13 protein-coding genes are annotated in these 15,490 nt (G+C 57.6%); 10 read left to right on the top strand and 3 right to left on the bottom strand.

What is annotated here, in order from left to right:
• The first annotated feature begins 113 nt into the window (after positions 1-113).
• From AAA069_RS08175 to AAA069_RS08140, 8 genes are all read left to right on the top strand, one after another.
• A complete protein-coding gene (locus AAA069_RS08175) occupies positions 114-1,424 on the top strand; it encodes a PTS transporter subunit EIIC (RefSeq protein WP_349128067.1) in 1,311 nt (436 codons plus the stop codon).
• Between the two features lie 101 nt (positions 1,425-1,525).
• Positions 1,526-2,968: a glycoside hydrolase family 32 protein gene (locus tag AAA069_RS08170; RefSeq protein WP_349128066.1), complete on the top strand. Its 1,443-nt coding sequence runs from the start codon at positions 1,526-1,528 to the stop codon at positions 2,966-2,968.
• Positions 2,969-3,241: 273 nt separating this feature from the next.
• On the top strand, positions 3,242-4,096 hold the full coding sequence (locus tag AAA069_RS08165; protein ID WP_349128065.1) for a DegV family protein: 855 nt from the start codon (positions 3,242-3,244) through the stop codon (positions 4,094-4,096).
• Positions 4,097-4,282: 186 nt separating this feature from the next.
• A complete protein-coding gene (gene pflA, locus AAA069_RS08160; RefSeq protein ID WP_349128064.1) occupies positions 4,283-5,101 on the top strand; it encodes a pyruvate formate-lyase-activating protein in 819 nt (272 codons plus the stop codon).
• A 648-nt stretch (positions 5,102-5,749) separates the two neighbouring features.
• Positions 5,750-6,535: a serine hydrolase gene (locus AAA069_RS08155; RefSeq protein WP_349128063.1), complete on the top strand. Its 786-nt coding sequence runs from the start codon at positions 5,750-5,752 to the stop codon at positions 6,533-6,535.
• A gap of 79 nt (positions 6,536-6,614) precedes the next feature.
• A complete protein-coding gene (gene mtnN, locus AAA069_RS08150; protein ID WP_349128062.1) occupies positions 6,615-7,355 on the top strand; it encodes a 5'-methylthioadenosine/S-adenosylhomocysteine nucleosidase in 741 nt (246 codons plus the stop codon).
• Positions 7,356-7,394: 39 nt separating this feature from the next.
• A complete protein-coding gene (gene yihA / locus AAA069_RS08145) occupies positions 7,395-7,985 on the top strand; it encodes a ribosome biogenesis GTP-binding protein YihA/YsxC (protein WP_260699380.1) in 591 nt (196 codons plus the stop codon).
• Positions 7,986-8,251: 266 nt separating this feature from the next.
• Positions 8,252-8,950 carry a helix-turn-helix transcriptional regulator gene (locus tag AAA069_RS08140; protein ID WP_349128061.1) on the top strand — a complete coding sequence of 233 codons (699 nt, stop codon included), beginning with the start codon at positions 8,252-8,254 and terminating at the stop codon, positions 8,948-8,950.
• A gap of 331 nt (positions 8,951-9,281) precedes the next feature.
• On the opposite strand, the gene AAA069_RS08135 is transcribed toward AAA069_RS08140, so the two are convergent.
• The 3 genes from AAA069_RS08135 to thrC form a co-directional block, all read right to left on the bottom strand.
• Positions 9,282-9,812, bottom strand: coding sequence for a DUF5626 family protein (locus AAA069_RS08135; protein ID WP_195233986.1), 531 nt, complete (start codon positions 9,810-9,812; stop codon positions 9,282-9,284).
• A gap of 382 nt (positions 9,813-10,194) precedes the next feature.
• The gene (gene thrB / locus AAA069_RS08130; protein WP_006234874.1) at positions 10,195-11,076 is read right to left on the bottom strand and encodes a homoserine kinase; all 882 of its coding nucleotides are present in this window, start codon (positions 11,074-11,076) and stop codon (positions 10,195-10,197) included.
• A 201-nt stretch (positions 11,077-11,277) separates the two neighbouring features.
• Complete coding sequence (gene thrC, locus AAA069_RS08125; RefSeq protein WP_349128060.1) at positions 11,278-12,795, bottom strand: threonine synthase; 1,518 nt, start codon at positions 12,793-12,795, stop codon at positions 11,278-11,280.
• 104 nt (positions 12,796-12,899) lie between these two features.
• Here thrC and AAA069_RS08120 point away from each other — a divergent pair, with 104 nt between their 5' ends.
• Positions 12,900-14,288 (top strand): aspartate kinase, encoded by a 1,389-nt coding sequence (locus tag AAA069_RS08120; protein WP_117766542.1) that lies wholly within the window; start codon positions 12,900-12,902, stop codon positions 14,286-14,288.
• Between the two features lie 173 nt (positions 14,289-14,461).
• Positions 14,462-15,487, top strand: coding sequence for an aspartate-semialdehyde dehydrogenase (locus tag AAA069_RS08115; protein WP_117640200.1), 1,026 nt, complete (start codon positions 14,462-14,464; stop codon positions 15,485-15,487).
• The last annotated feature ends 3 nt before the right edge of the window (positions 15,488-15,490 follow it).

Here is a 15,490-nt window from a genome sequence, read left to right as displayed (position 1 = left end):
GGTATCCGCGGATATGAGACTGAGCCGAAGGCGTCGATGACATGCCGGGGGCGGACCGGGACGGGTTAACGGCAGGCTCCGCCGACCGATTGCAAGCGGTCGGCGGGGCCATTGTGGCTCTTGACAGCGGATTGGGTCATATGAGCGGCCAGCTCATGATCATCTTCGGTACCGGTACCGTCAACAAGGTCTACGATGAGTTTATGGCTCTGACGGGCGTTAAGGAGATCAGCGCTTCCGAGGTCAAGGGCGCCGAGGCGGACAAGAAGGGCAAGTTCTTCTCGGTCCTCAAGGTATTCTCGGACATCTTTATCCCCATCATTCCCGCCTTCGTCGGCGCCGCTATCATCATCGGCCTTAAGTCGCTGATCGTTGCCAACGGCCTCTTTGGCATGGAGGGCAGCCTTGCCGATCACAGCGAGTTCCTCAAGAACCTCGCAAGCTTCTTTGCCATTATCGCCACCACGTTTGACTACCTGCCTGTCCTGGTTATGTACAGCGCGGTGAAGCGTTTTGGCGGTAACCCGATTCTGGGCATCCTCGTCGGTATCGTCATGGTTCACCCGAGCCTTATGAACCGCAACACGTTCGTTATGGACCCGACGGGTGCTGAGTACTGGAACTTTGGTCCGCTCTCCATTCCCATGGTTGCTTTCCAGGGTGGCGTGTTCCCTGCAATCCTGACTGCCTGGTTTATGGCCAAGGTCGAAAAGATTGCCCAGAAGTACATCCCCGAGGTCGTTTCGTTCGTCTTTGTCCCGACCGTTACCCTGATTCTTGCTAACGTCGCCCTGTTCACCGTGTTCGGCCCGCTCGGCAACCTGATCGGCGACGTCCTCGCCGGCGTAATCGATATCCTGTACAACAGGATGGGCGTCTTTGGTGCCTTTGTCTTCGCCGCGTTCCTGCAGCCGCTTGTCGTTACCGGTACGCATCAGTTCATCCAGGGTATCGAGGCAAACCTCGTTGCCACGACTGGCTTCAACTACATCCAGGCCATCTGGTCGGTTTCCATCATCGCCCAGGGCGGCGGCGCCATCGGCATGTACCTCATTCACAAGAAGCATTCCAAAGAGCGCAACATCTGCATGTCGTCCTTTATCCCGACGCTGGTCGGTATCTCCGAGCCCGCAATCTTTGCTGCAAACATGCGCTACTCGATCATCCCGTTCATCTGCGCTTGCATCGGTGCAGGCTGCGGCGGTGCCTTCGTGAAGCTCTTTGAGGTGCGCGCCATCGGTCAGGGTCTGACCGGCGTGCTTGGCCTGCTCATCGTCACGCCCGAGACGCTCGTGTGGTATGTGGCTGGCAATCTCATCGCCTTCATCGTGCCGATCGTCTTGATCTTTGCCTACAACAAGGCAAAGGGCGTGCCGACCACCGATGAAGAGGGCGCTGGCGCTGGCTTCGACGTTAGCTTCTAGTTGAGCCGTTCAGCGTAATGTGCGGATAAGTCCATTTGGGGAAGGGCGTTCGGCTCGTGCGAGTCGAGCGTCCTTTCCCATAGACGAGAAAGTCAACGGCGATGTTTAATCAAAAAAATAAGGTGACACGCGCGGACTATGAGCAGTGGCGTGCCGGACAGGATGAGACGGCGGCTCGCATCGCATCCGACCCCGATAGGCTTTTGTTCCATGTGGAGCCTGAGCTTGGCTGGCTCAACGACCCCAATGGTTTGGTTCAGATTGGTGATACGTATCACATCTATCATCAATACGATCCGTTCGATGCTGCGCATGGCGGTCCAGTGCTTTGGAACCATCTGACGACAAAGGATTTTGTGACGTACGAGAATCACGGCCCCGTGCTGTTCCCCGATTCCGATTTGGATTCGAGTGGAGCGTATTCTGGTTCTGCCTTTGTACGTGATGGCAAGATTCACTACTTCTATACCGGCAACGTCAAGCATTTTGACCGCGATGATTACGACTACGTGTTGACGGGCCGTGAGCAAAACCAAATTCATATGGTTGCCGAGAATCCCGACGAATTGGGCAAGAAGCGTGTGGCTGTTGGGCCGGTCGATTACCCCGACGATATCGGTACGCACGTACGCGACCCCAAGATCCTTGAGCACGATGGTATCTACTACATGGTTCTGGGCGCTCGTACGAAAGACGACCGTGGCTGTGTGCTTGTCTATACTTCGCGCGATCTAGAGGGCTGGAGCTATGCGACGCGCATTGAGCTGGGCGAGAAGTTTGGCTTTATGTGGGAGTGCCCTGATCTGTTTGAGCTTGATGGCGAGCTTATTCTCGTTTGCTGTCCGCAGGGCGTGTCCGCCGATGGTTGGCGTTACCGCAATCCGCACCAGTGCGTGTGGTTTCCCATCGAGGCCGATTGGAAGGCACCGAGTTTTAAGATCACCGGGCAGGGCGTGCCCCCGATGGTCGATGCCGGCTTTGATTTCTACGCACCACAGTCCTTTGAGGATGCTGCGGGTCGGCGTTTGATGATCGGGTGGTCGGGTTGCCCCGATGCGACGGCAAAAAGCCCGACAGTGGCACGCGGGTGGCAGTGCGCGTTGACGGTGCCGAGAGAACTGATCATGCGCGATGGTAAGCTCTGTCAGCAGCCGGCGCACGAGATTGAGAGGATGCGCGGCGACTGCGTTCGCGCGACAGGCGGTGAAACCGTTGAGGAGCCGGGCCGCCTGTTTGATCTTGTGGTTTCCTGCGAGGGCGCCAAGATGGTCGAGCTCGAAATCCGCAAGGGTGTCTTTGTGCGTTATACGGACGGGATGCTTACCCTCGATATGGGTGACGAAGGCTATGGGCGCGACCAGAGGTCGATTGAGCTCGGCGAGCTTCGCGACCTACGCGTGCTTTCGGACACTACGATGGTCGAGATTTTTGCAAATGGCGGCGAGGCGGCACTTACGAGCCGTACCTATTCGCCGGCGGTTCCGGCGATGGAGCTGCACGCCGAGGGTGCGGCATCGATGAATTTCTACCGCCTCGTGCATTAACCGTGCGTGGAGCACGATTGGATTTACTGGACGGAATGTGTCGCAGTTGTCGCGGCCAACTACCGCTTACCGCATATAGCGACCGTTTGTGGAATAAGTAACACTCCTTAATAAACCGTGTAGAATCTCAGGATGCACGGAGTTTTCCAGGGAGACGCTGTCCTTTGTTGTGCAAGGGGCGGCGTCTCTTTGGCGCTTGGACGCTGTTGTGCAACAGTGCGGCGGCGCGTGCCATGTATTGAAAAGCCAATGTTGAGATGGGTCGTGATAATAATGGGCAAGTACGTAATCGTGGTTGAGTCTGGTTCGGATGTGACGCCGGAGCTTTGCGAACGCTACGGCATCGTGCGCGTGCCCATGCATGTCACGATTGGTGACGAGACCGTCGAGGACGGCTCGATCGATCCGCTCGAGATTTATTCGCGCTGCAACGAGTTTGGCGTAATGCCCAAGACCAGCGGCTGCGCGCCTGCGGATTTTGCTCACGTGTACGACCGCATTCATGCCGAGCAGCCCGATGCGACTATTCTGCATCTCGCGTATTCTGAGGCCACGACCTGTTCGCATCAGTCCTCGAAGATTGCGGCCCAGGGGCGCGACTACGTGTTCTCCATGGACACGCGTTTTGTTTCGGTGGGTCAGTCGCTCGTTGTCGTCGAGACCGCCAAATACATCGAGGCTCACCCCGATGCCACCGTCGACGAGATCTTTGCATTTACGAATTCCGTCATGGACCGTGTGTTGCTGGGTTTTGTTCCTACGGACCTTGCCTTCCTTAAGGCGGGCGGTCGCTTGTCCAACGTCGCGTTCCTGGGCGCCCACCTGCTCAAGATTAAGCCCTGCATTGAGGTAACGGGCGGTAAGTTTGTGGCGACCAAGAAGTTCCGCGGCTCTATGCTCAAATGCGCCCGCGCCTTTATTGACCACATGGTTGCGAAGGGCGAGATCGACTACTCGCACATTGGCCTGGCGTATTCGGTAGGCCTTTCCCAGGAGCTGCGCGACGACATGGAGGTCTATGCGCACGACTTGGGCTTTAAGGACGTTACCTGGACTCAGGTCGGTGGCGTCATCTCGAGCCATTGCGGCCCGACCGCCTTCGGTGCGGTGCTCACGCTTAAAGCGTAAGGCCTGGCATCTATCGATTTCTATTGCCTCTGCGGCGGGCGGGTTGCGACAGCCTTCCCGCCGCTTTTGCGTAGGGTCAAATAGGACAACCCAATTGACCGCTAAACCGTTTCGCCATCATACGTATGGGCTAGAATGATTCTGGCATTTATGTAGCTAAAACCAATGAGAGGCAAGGTAGCGGGAATGGCAGAGATGACGCTCGAGGGTGTGGACGCTCGTCCTGAGGACTCCGCGTTTGCCCTGGGCCGCGTACATTCGATTGAAACGATGGGTACGGTCGACGGTCCCGGCATTCGCTTTGTGGTGTTTGTTCAGGGCTGCCCCATGCGCTGTGCGTATTGCCACAACCCCGACACCTGGTCGGTTAACGGCGGCACCATGGTGACCGTCGAGCACCTGATGGACGAGTTCCAGAGCAACCATGAGTTTTACCGCAGCGGCGGTATTACGGTGTCCGGCGGCGAGCCGCTCCTGCAGCCTGAGTTTTTGGCCGACCTGTTCCGTGCAATGCACAACAACCCCGATGGTCGCGTGCATACCTGCTTGGATAGCTGCGGCTATGCGTTTGACCCCGCGCATCCCGAGAAGTTCAATGCCGTGCTCAACGAGACCGATATGGTGCTGCTCGACATTAAACACGCCGACCCCGTCGAGCATAAAAAGCTGACCGGTTGCGATCCCGCACGCATTCTGGCGTTTGGTGATGAGCTCGCGCGTCGCAAGATTAAGGTCGTTATCCGCCACGTGGTGGTGCCGGGCATTACCGATACGGTTGAGGAGTGCGAGGCGCTCGGCCGCCTCATCGCCCCGTGGCACAACGTGGTGGGCCTGGAAATGCTGCCGTATCACACGATGGGTGTCGTCAAGTACGAGCAATTGGGCATTCCCTATAAGCTCGAGGGCGTTCCACAGATGGATACCGCGCGCATGCCCGAGCTGCGCAGCGCCGTCATGACGGGCATGAAAAAGCGCCGCGCGGAACTCAAAAACGCTATCGGCTAGCGAGCCATTCTGCTCCCCAAGGGCACTCATTGGGGACAGACTTAAATGAGTGCCCCTGGGCACCAAGTTGATTGCCAAAGAGCCCTGTCAAGTTGCGGTGGAATAGTTCTTGTTTTTCGGCTTATGCCGCCCAAACAGGAACTATTCCACCGCAACTGCGTTTTGGACAGAGATACGCAACAGAATCGTGCCATTTGGATAAATACGCTTGTGGTTTCTTTAAAGACACCTTAAACGCCGCTGAATATCTTTGGAAAGAAATGCCTGCTCGGTATTATGCTGCTCGTATATAAACGGTAGCAGTCAGGAGACCACGTGCGAAGCAACGCATCGCGGGACGAGTATGTGCCGCAGCATGGCAGCAGATATGAGACGAAGGGCACGCCTTCGCGTGGCCTCGCTGACGTTCGCATCCGCGTGACGAAGATTGCCGCCGTTGGGATGCTAACGTTGGCGGTTATTATCCTCGGAATTACCGCCAAAACCTACGCGTCGGAGCGAATGGCACACTCAGATGCGTCAACGGTACAGACGCAAAACAAAAAGGTCTCTGAATCTAAAGCCACCGCAAGTCAAACCCTGTCGACAGCGAGCCTTAAGACGAGGCTTTCGAAGGCGGACTTTAACGATATTCCCTCAGGCGATACCGTGCAGACCTTCTCATTGGTTGATGACCAGATCCCCGCCCTGGAGGATGAGAGCCTCGCCGCACTCCAAGATGCCCTTGATCAGGCCCAGGAATTCGGCGATGTGGGCGTGGTGTTTTACGATTTGTCGAGCGGCAAGGGCGTGACGTATAACGCCGATGTCGAGGTTTACGGCGCGAGTAGCTACAAGGCGCTCTATGCGTTGTACATCTGCGAATCTCTGGTCGAGACGGGCCAGGTCTCACTTGATGATTCCCTTGGCACCTATGGTGGCTATAACATGGGCTGGCAGACGGTGCGCGACCTAATCGAGGCCGCGGTCGTTAATTCGGACAACGATTCGTTTATTGCGTTACGTGCGGCGTTTGACCATGCCGGTTACGAGGATTGGATTGTCAGTCTTGGCATCGATTACGATACCGCGCTCGATCCGATGAGTGATTTTCCCACCTATTGCCCGCGCACTTCTGCTAGGTTATGGCGTGAGATGAGCGAGTATCTGAGCACGGATACCGAGACTTCACAGTGGTTGTCGGGCCTTCTGGCATCAACATCGCGCTCGTTTATTCGCGATGGCATTGCGGACGATCAGGTCTCGGTGCGCAACAAGGCAGGCTGGATCAGCGAGGACGGTTGCTATTCGACATGTGATGCCGGACTGATCGACGTCGACGGCCATAGCTATGTTATGAGCATCATGACGTCGATGCCGTGGAGCGACCAGTCGAGCGAGGCTGTGGCCGCGATTGCAAAGGCGCTCTATGATGTGCGGTCCTCGTTGGCCTAGCGACTTCGTAAAAAGTGAAAGAACCAAAATGCTGGTACCATACCGTGGATAAGCAATTTGCACGGATTTGGGGGATGGCATGGCAACCATCGCGATCATAGGCGCACTCGAAAAAGAGGTTGCGCAGATTAAAGAAGAGCTGAGTGGCACGCATGAGGCGCAGGAGGCGGGCTTGACCGTTGTGAGCGGCGAGCTTGACGGTCTGACGGTGGTCGCCACGACCGCTGGCATGGGTACCGTGAACGCCGCTGCCGCAACGCAGCATCTCATCAGCAAATACGCCCCGCAGACCGTTGTGTTTTCGGGTATCGCGGGAGGCCTAAACCCTAAACTGCATATTAACGACGTGGTTATAGGCAAGTGCCTGCGCTATCTGGATACCGATACGGCACTCATCGCCGAGTCCGCGCCGGGGCTCGAGGAGTTTGTCTCGACGCCGGCGTTGGCTGATGTTGCCGCCGCCGTGCTTGCCGAGCATGGATTTGTGGATGCCTCGGCGGATGAGACTTCTGCGAAGAAGGACTCCAAGCAGTTCCTGTGTGGCACTATCGCCACGGGTGACCGCTTTGTTACGGGTGACGCCATGCGTAACGCTGCGATTGAGGCCACGCGTGCCGATTGCGTCGAGATGGAGGGCGCGGCAATTGCGCACATCGCGGCCAAGAATGGTGTCGATTGCCTAGTGCTGCGCGCTATCAGCGATAATTGTGACGAGGCATATGACGCGTTTTGCGAGCGCGAGTTCGATCTGGATGAGTACGCCCGTACCGCGAGCGGCATCACGCTTGACATCGTTCGTCGTATCGCCGCCGCGCAATAGCACGCCCGTTTTGTAAGAACCTACGACCAAGGAGTGTCCATGGCCGATTCCATTAACTACCAGCTTGCCAAGTTCGTCGCCAGCTATGGCAAGGTTTCGCAGATCCCCGAGTCCACCTGTCCCGAGGTGAGCTTTGTGGGCCGCTCCAACGTGGGCAAGTCCTCCATCATGAACAAGCTCTTCGGCCGCAAGAACCTCGTCAAGGTTTCGAGCACGCCGGGCAAAACGAGCAATATCAATTTCTTCGAGGCCGACGACGTGCACTTTGTGGACCTGCCGGGCTACGGTTTCGCTCGCCGTTCCAAGGCCGAGCGCGACCGCTGGGCCGAGCTCATCGGCGACTTCTTCGACTCCGAGCGCAGCTTTAACCTGGTTGTATCGCTGGTGGACATTCGCCACGATCCCAGTAAACTCGACCATGACATGATCGACTACCTGCAGGGCAACGAGTTCAACTTTATCGTCTGCCTCACCAAGGCCGACAAGCTCAGCCGCACCCAACAGGCCCGCCAGGCAGCAGCCATCAAAAAGCAGCTCAACGTCCCTGCCGAGAACGTGATCATCACAAGCTCCCAAACCGGCGCCGGCATCGACGAGCTCAAGCGCCGCATCGCCGAGGCTTGCCTCTAATCAGGCCTAACCTTTCAAAAGTCCCTATCTGTATCACCTCAGTGATAGTTTTTTAGGAGACCTAGGTATCCAATATGCGCTTATGAGTGAGCGCGCGTTCTCGGCGATCAGGTTCCGCGACTGGAAGCAGGCCTCGGGAGCCGAGTTTTATCCCAAACGATTTGAGCAAGAACAGAACGCTCGACGTAAGTATCTGGATACGGTAAACGGATTTGACTCTGATGGTGTCGACATTAGGGATTTGATGGCAGGGAGGGTTGATTTAGATGATCCAAGAGTTGACGGATTGTGGACCGAGTAGAACATATCCCGTCTATTACCTTGAGGACGCAATGAGCAACCTCGGCGACTGTTTTGACTATGCCGTAAACGACTATGGAGCGGAAGGGTCCGAGGTCGCTGAACTCTTTTGCCTGAGCGGCGTAGCCCGCGAGTTTGAACGCGGCAACGCATGGGTGGTGTCGGGAAAATCGGGCGTTGAGCTGTTCGCGCTCATTGCCGAAAGGTCCGGCTATCAATCAAGGCCGATGCCAAATCGAACCTACCGATTCGAAAAGACACCGGAATATTGGACAGGCTGGATATTGGCATACCTTCAGTGGCGCCTAGGAGAGTCTTTCGAAGATTTGCTGCATGTCGTTCCATTTGATGCGCTGCGCAGTCTGTACTACCCCTGGCACGAAGCCTCGGAGGAACGCGTGGCTCGCCTCGTCTGCGATATGGCGAAGAAAGCGTCCAGGCAAACAAAACTTGCGTTAGCAAGAAAGAAGCTTAAGAAAACCCAACAAGACCTGGCATACGAATCAGGCGTATCGCTCCGCTCAATCCAAATGTACGAGCAGCGCCAGAGAAACATCAATGAAGCCTCGGTAACAACCGTAAGAGCTATAGCAAAAGCCCTCCACTGTAACATCGAAGACCTCCTAGAACCAGTCTTCGAATACAAAGAAACAAGCGCAGCGTAAACCAATATATTGCCAAGGTTTGTATCTAGTAAGCGCTCCTTACCAGCAAGAGTCCCTACCAATAGATAGCGGCTTAAAGGGCCGAAATCGTATGAATGGCGTTGCGACTTCCAAATGGGTGACTGCTGCTTGAAAAGCTATAGAAATAGGGGCCGATTTAACGGCCCCAAGCATCGCATAAATGGCATATACGTTTTATCAACTATTTCTTGTTTTTAACCCATTTGCAGATACGCCAAATAAGCACTCCGACGAGAATCCAAACGAGAGCGATCATAATGTCTGAGCGTGCAGGAATTGGGATCATTGAACTTCCTCAATTGATGTGAGTCTAGTTTGCATAGGTGTGGAGCGTGCTGCCTTCCATGGTCGCTTGCAACACGGCGATACCGGACGTCATCCCCATCGATTCATAGTTGAGTCGATATGTCGCCTGTTTCGAGTTCCATATAAAGGACTCGTTAGTTACCGTACAGCCGATAGTCGTATAGTTTTGTCCCCAAGCGCTGGTAATGAGCGAGTTCGCTATCTTGATCTTGAATTCGCGATAAATAAAAGGACTGTTGTAATAGATAGTCCAAGTTCCAGATGCGTTGTTGTAGTAACTGTCCCATATCAGGCTGGGTTCATTGGTTTTTTTAATTCCTATTACTGCAACGGTCCCATCCTTAAGCTTGATTTGATGAGACTGCTCGGGACCTTTCGTTAAATCAAAATCTTGGGTTGCGCCAGAAATTGCGACAGCATCGCTTTCTGCAGCATAAGCAGTCGAAGGGCTAAACGAGAAACATATCGGTAATATCAAAAGTATCGAGAGGAAAAACGAAGCTTTGAGTGTGCGTAACACTTTGACCACCTCCATACTGCGATGCCTAGTTAAATAGTAGCATAGATTAACAGTTTATTATGTAACCTAAAAAGCCCCTATCTGCCCGGCGCCCCTTCAAAGCGTGGGTCCCTGTAGACATCCTCAGCAAGGTAAACGCAGGGATGGTCGGGGTGTTCCCCTCAAAATTATTCCGCAGCGCGAAGGCCTCTCGTCTGTGGCTCCGTTGGAGCACAAGATTAAATCATTGAATGCGACTATCCTGTCGAGGCTGCGCAGGTCCCCTTGGGGCTTCCCCTGAAAACAATCCGCAGATCGAATTGCCCCGTCGCGCGAAGCGCACGACGGGGCAATTCATGATCGAGGACGTTTTCAGGGGAAGCCCCAAGGGGACCGGTGAGAGCAATGAGGCAGGGCGCTACAGGTATTCGATCTGGGCGCCTTCCGTGTCGCACGTGAGGATATGCGTATCACACTTGGGGAACTGCTCACGCAGCTTGACCTGTAGGAACTTTGCCACGATGGTGTCGTCGGTCACAGCCATGAGGGTCGAGCCCGAGCCGCTAATCCAGATGGTCTTAGCGCCGCCGTTAAGGCAGGTGTCGCGCACTGCGTTGTAGTCGGGGATGAGGCGGCGGCGATAGGGCTCCTGGATGCGGTCGTCGTTGGCGGCGGCAATCAGGTCAAGGTCGCCGGTCTCCAGGCCGCGCGTCATGCCCGCGATGCGGCCCATCTGCCACACGGCGGTGGAGAGCGGAATCTCCTGTGGCACGACCTTGCGCGCCTCACTCGTGTGCACCTCGTAAGGTGGAATCACGGTAATAAAACGCAAGCGATCGCTCACCTCGTAGCGCAGACACTGGGGGAGCGAATCGGTCGGCGTAAAGGAGCAGACGGCGCCGCCCAGGATAGCGGGGGCGACGTTATCGGGATGGCCCTCGACCTCGGTGGCGATGCGGACGAGTTCGGCGCGGTCGACGGTGTGGCCTGTCAGCGCGGCGGCCGCCATGATGCCGGCGACGACGCAGGTGGAGCTGGAACCCAGGCCGCGGGCGACGGGCACGTCGGTTTGAATGTCGATGGCAACGGGGAAAGCCGGCTCGCCCCACGCGGCCAGAGCATCGACAAAGCTCACATAGACCAGGTTATTCTCGTTTTGGAACTCCTCGGGGCAGCCCGTGATGGTGAGCTTGTCGGCGCGCTCGAAGGTGAAGTGCGAGTAGAGGCTGACGGCCATGCCGAGGGTGTCGTAGCCGATGCCTAGGTTGGCGCTGGTTGCTGGGACGGTGATTTTGATCATGTGGGTCCTCCTGGGCGGGTCTGGCCGTTTAGTTCGCTGCTCGGGCAGTCCTGGCTCGCTCGGAAAGCACATTAAGTGCTTTCCGGCTCGTGCGGAACTCGCGACGAACTAAACGGCCAGACCCGCTCGCATGCTCGTCATCATCCCGAAAGCTAAATAAAAAGAAGGTGCGCCGGCTTTCGCCGGCGCTTAATAAGGGATCTAGTTGGCACTCATTCGTTTTGCTGCGGACTCGACGTAGCTTGCCATCTCATCGACGTCGCAGACGTCTTCGAAGCGGACGGGTTTGGATTCGAGTTCGGCGAGCTGGCTCGGGGCGACCGTGTTGGTGGCCTGCTCGAGTACGCGCATAGCCTCAAAATCATCCTCGGGAACGTCGAGGCCCAGGGCGTCGCAGCAGGCGCGCGGGAACTTGTAGGGGCTTGCGGTCGAAAGCAGCACGCGGGCCTTGGCACCCTCGGCGGGAGCGACCTGCTCAAAGACGTGATAGCCGCAAGCAGTATGCGGGTCGATCACGTAGCCGTTCGCATCCCAGCAACTCTTGATGGCAGCGCGGACCTCGTCCTCGCTGGCCCAACCGCAGCCAAAGATGCTCTGAATCTTTGCCAGCAGGTCGGCGGGAACCTCGTAGCGACCAGTCTGTGCCAGCTGCTCCATAAGGCCGGCAACGAGTTCGCAGTCGCCATCGGACAGGAAGTAGAGCATGCGCTCGAGGTTGGAGCTGATGAGGATGTCCATCGACGGCGAGATGGTCGTGAAGAACGGACGGTTGCGGTCGTAGACGCCGGTAGTCAGGAAGTCGGCAAGTACGTTGTTCTTGTCGCTCGCCACGACGAGCTTGGCGACGGGCAGACCCATGCGCTTGGCGTAGTAGCCGGCCAAGATATCGCCAAAGTTGCCGGTCGGTACGCAGAACTCTACGGCGTCGCCAGCCTCGATGGCGCCGGCGCGCAGCAGCTGCGCATAGGCGGCAAAGTAGTAGACGACCTGCGGTACCAGGCGGCCGACGTTGATGGAGTTGGCGCTCGAAAGCACCGTGCCGGCGGCCTCCAGACGCTCGGCAAGCTCCTTATCGGCAAAGATGCGCTTGACGGCGCTCTGGGCGTCGTCAAAGTTGCCGCGGATACCGCAGACGGCGACGTTGTTGCCCTCCTGCGTGGACATCTGCAGGTTCTGGACGCGGCTGACCTTGCCCTCGGGATAAAAGACGGTGATGCCCGTGCCCGGAGCGTCGGCAAAACCGGCGAGCGCGGCCTTGCCGGTGTCGCCCGACGTGGCGGTGACGATCATGATGCGCTCAGCGCCGCCGTCCTTGGCGGAAGTGCGGGCCATGAGGCGGGGGAGCATCTGCAGGGCGACGTCCTTGAAGGCGCTCGTGGGACCGCCAAAGAGCTCCATCACATAGGTCTGGGGGGCGTCAGCGCCCGGCGCGGCGTCGAGTTTGACGAGCGGCGTAACCTCTTCACTCGCGAACGTGCCGCGGTATGCCTCGTCGACACACGCCGAAATTTCTTCGGCCGTGTAATCATTCAGTAACATTCCCAACACATCTTGAGCGATTTCAAAGTACGATTTATCTGCAAGCGAGCTGATATCGACCTGCTGGGTGCCGAGCTCGTCCGAGACAAACAAACCCCCGTCGGGAGCGATGCCGGTACGGATTGCCACCTTACTTGAGCACGATAAAGTGCGTCCTCGTGTACTATGATAAGTTCCCATATAACACTGCTCCTCGGATGCCTTGGTCCCAATCGGTGAAACCATGGTATCAGAGCGCGCAAAATAGGTTCGCAGAGGCTTTTTAGAAAGGTAACCTCCAGCCCATGATTAAGATTGCCAAGTTTGGCGGCTCGTCGGTCGCCGACGCCGAACACTTCAAAAAGATCAAGGCCATCGTCGACGCCGACCCTGCCCGCCGTTTTGTGGTGGTTTCCGCCTGCGGCCGCCGCTTTAAGGGCGACACCAAGGTGACCGACCTGCTCTACCTGGTTAACGCGCACGTTAAGTATCACGTGTCGTGCGAGGAGCTACTCGAGGACATTGGCCAGCGCTATTTTGATATCGCTGACGAGCTGGAGCTCACCTATCCCATCCGCGAGGAGTTTGCGGCCTTTGCCGAGCGCGCCCGCTCGGGCGGCTACTCCACCGAGGAGCTTGTGAGCCGCGGCGAGTACTTCACCGCTCGCCTGATGGCCGAGTACCTGGGCCTGCCGTTCCTGGATGCCGCGACGGTTGTGGCGTTCCATCACGACGGTACGCTCAGCATGAACCGTACCTCCGAGCTGGTGCAGGAGTACGGTCAGCAGGGCGGCTTTGTTATGCCCGGTTTCTACGGCGCGACGCGTGAGGGCCAGATCAAGCTGCTCGATCGTGGCGGCGGCGATATCTCGGGCTCGATCTTGGCTAAGTGCCTGGGCGCCGACCTTTACGAGAACTGGACTGACGTCTCGGGCTTCTATTCTGCCGATCCGCGTATTGTTCCCGAGGCTCAGCCCATTGCGCGCGTTACCTACGAGGAGCTGCGCGAGCTTTCGTACATGGGCGCAAGTGTCCTGCACGAGGAGGCCGTGTTCCCCGTGCGCGAGGCAGGCATTCCGTTGGTCATCAAGAACACCAATGCGCCGCAGGACCCCGGCACCATCATTAGCGAGACGGCTGATGAGGGCGAGGCGGAGCCCATCATTACCGGTGTGACCGGCAAGCGCGGTTTTGTCGCCATCAACGTTGCCCGCGACCGCACCAAACCCCGTGTCGGTTTTATGCGCCGCGCGCTTTCGGTCTTCGAGCGCTATGACGTTTCCGTCGAGCACATGCCCACCGGTGTCGACCGCTTTGGCGCCGTGGTGCAGGAGCAAGACGTTCACGATTCACTGTACTCGCTCGTGGGCGACATTCAGCAGGAGGTCGAGCCGCTCGAGATCGAGGTTGTCGAGGGCCTGGCGCTTATCGCGACCGTCGGTCGTAACCTGCGCGGTCGTGCCGGCATCTCTGGCCACCTGTTTGGCATGCTTGGCCAGGCCGGCGTGAGCGTGCGTATGATTTCGCAGAGCTGCGACGAGATCAACATCATTATCGGTGTCGAGGAGAAGGACTTTGACCTGGCGATTCAGACCATCTACCGTGCCTTCTCCGACGAGAACGGCATTGTGAAGGTCTCCGATCTGGAGGCTCCCGCGCCGGTCGATCCCGCTCTGGTCGCGCTCCACAAGTAGCTGCTATCCCAGTAGATTTTTGGACTTGCCTCAAAAATCTATGGCGGGGCGTTTCGTTTCGGTTTCGTTTCGACGGGGCGGGTTTCGTGCCCGCCCCGTTCTTGTATACACTGGCAACAATAATCGGCCTGCTTGGCGTGCGGGCAAAAGCCACAACCTTTAAAGGGGGAAGCATGAAACAGTACACGGTTGCTATTTTGGGCGCGACGGGAGCCGTGGGCACCCAGATGCTCGAGTGCCTCAACGAGCAGGAGTTCCCGGTTGGCAAGCTCAAGCTGCTGGCGAGCGCGCGTTCTGCGGGCAAGACCGTCGAGTTCCGTGGCGAGCAGATCGTGATCGAAGAGGCTTGTCCCGAGGCCTTTGAGGGCTGTGACATTGTGCTTGGAGCTGCCGGCGACGACATCGCGAAGGAGCTACTGCCCGAGGCCGTCAAGCGCGGCGCCGTCGTGGTCGACAACAGCCATGCCTTCCGCATGGATCCCGAGGTGCCGCTGGTTGTGCCCGAGATCAATGCCGACGACATCAAGTGGCATCACGGCCTTATCGCCAACCCCAACTGCGCGACCATTATCGGCCTGGTTCCCACGTGGCCGCTGCATCAGCTCGCTGGCGTGAAGCGCATGATCGTCTCGACGTACCAGGCGGCTTCGGGTGCTGGCGCCCCCGGTATGGCCGAGCTCGAGGCTCAGCTGGCCGCCCTGGGCCGTGGCGAGGAGATTCCCGAGCCGCGCGCGTTTGCCGCCCAGCTCGCGAGCAACCTGATTCCGCAGATTGGCGGCGTCAAGGAGGAGGGCTTTACCTCCGAGGAGATGAAGTTGCAAAACGAGGGCCGCAAGATCATGCATCTGCCCGAGCTGCGCGTGAACTGCACCTGTGTGCGCGTGCCCGTGCTGCGCTCGCACTCCGAGAGCATCACGCTTGAGTTCGAGCGCGACATCACGGTGGAAGAGGCCCGTGCCGCGCTGGCTGCCGCTCCGGGTGTCAAGCTAGTTGACGACATGAGCGCCGAGGATGCGCACGACCGCTTCCCCATGCCGATGGACACCTCCGACCAGGACCTGATTTGGGTCGGTCGCGTACGCCGCGACATCTCGAACCCCGAGGCCGCGCGTGGCATCACCTTCTGGTGCTGCGGCGACCAAATCCGTAAGGGCGCGGCAACCAACGCCGTCCAGATCGCTAAGCTGCTCTGCGAGTAGTGT

The sequence above is a fragment of the Collinsella sp. CLA-SR-H006 genome, assembly GCF_040097075.1.
Taxonomy (GTDB): domain Bacteria; phylum Actinomycetota; class Coriobacteriia; order Coriobacteriales; family Coriobacteriaceae; genus Collinsella.
The sequence above is the reverse complement of the archived record's forward strand: the minus strand, read 5'-3'. Positions and strand labels throughout refer to the sequence as shown.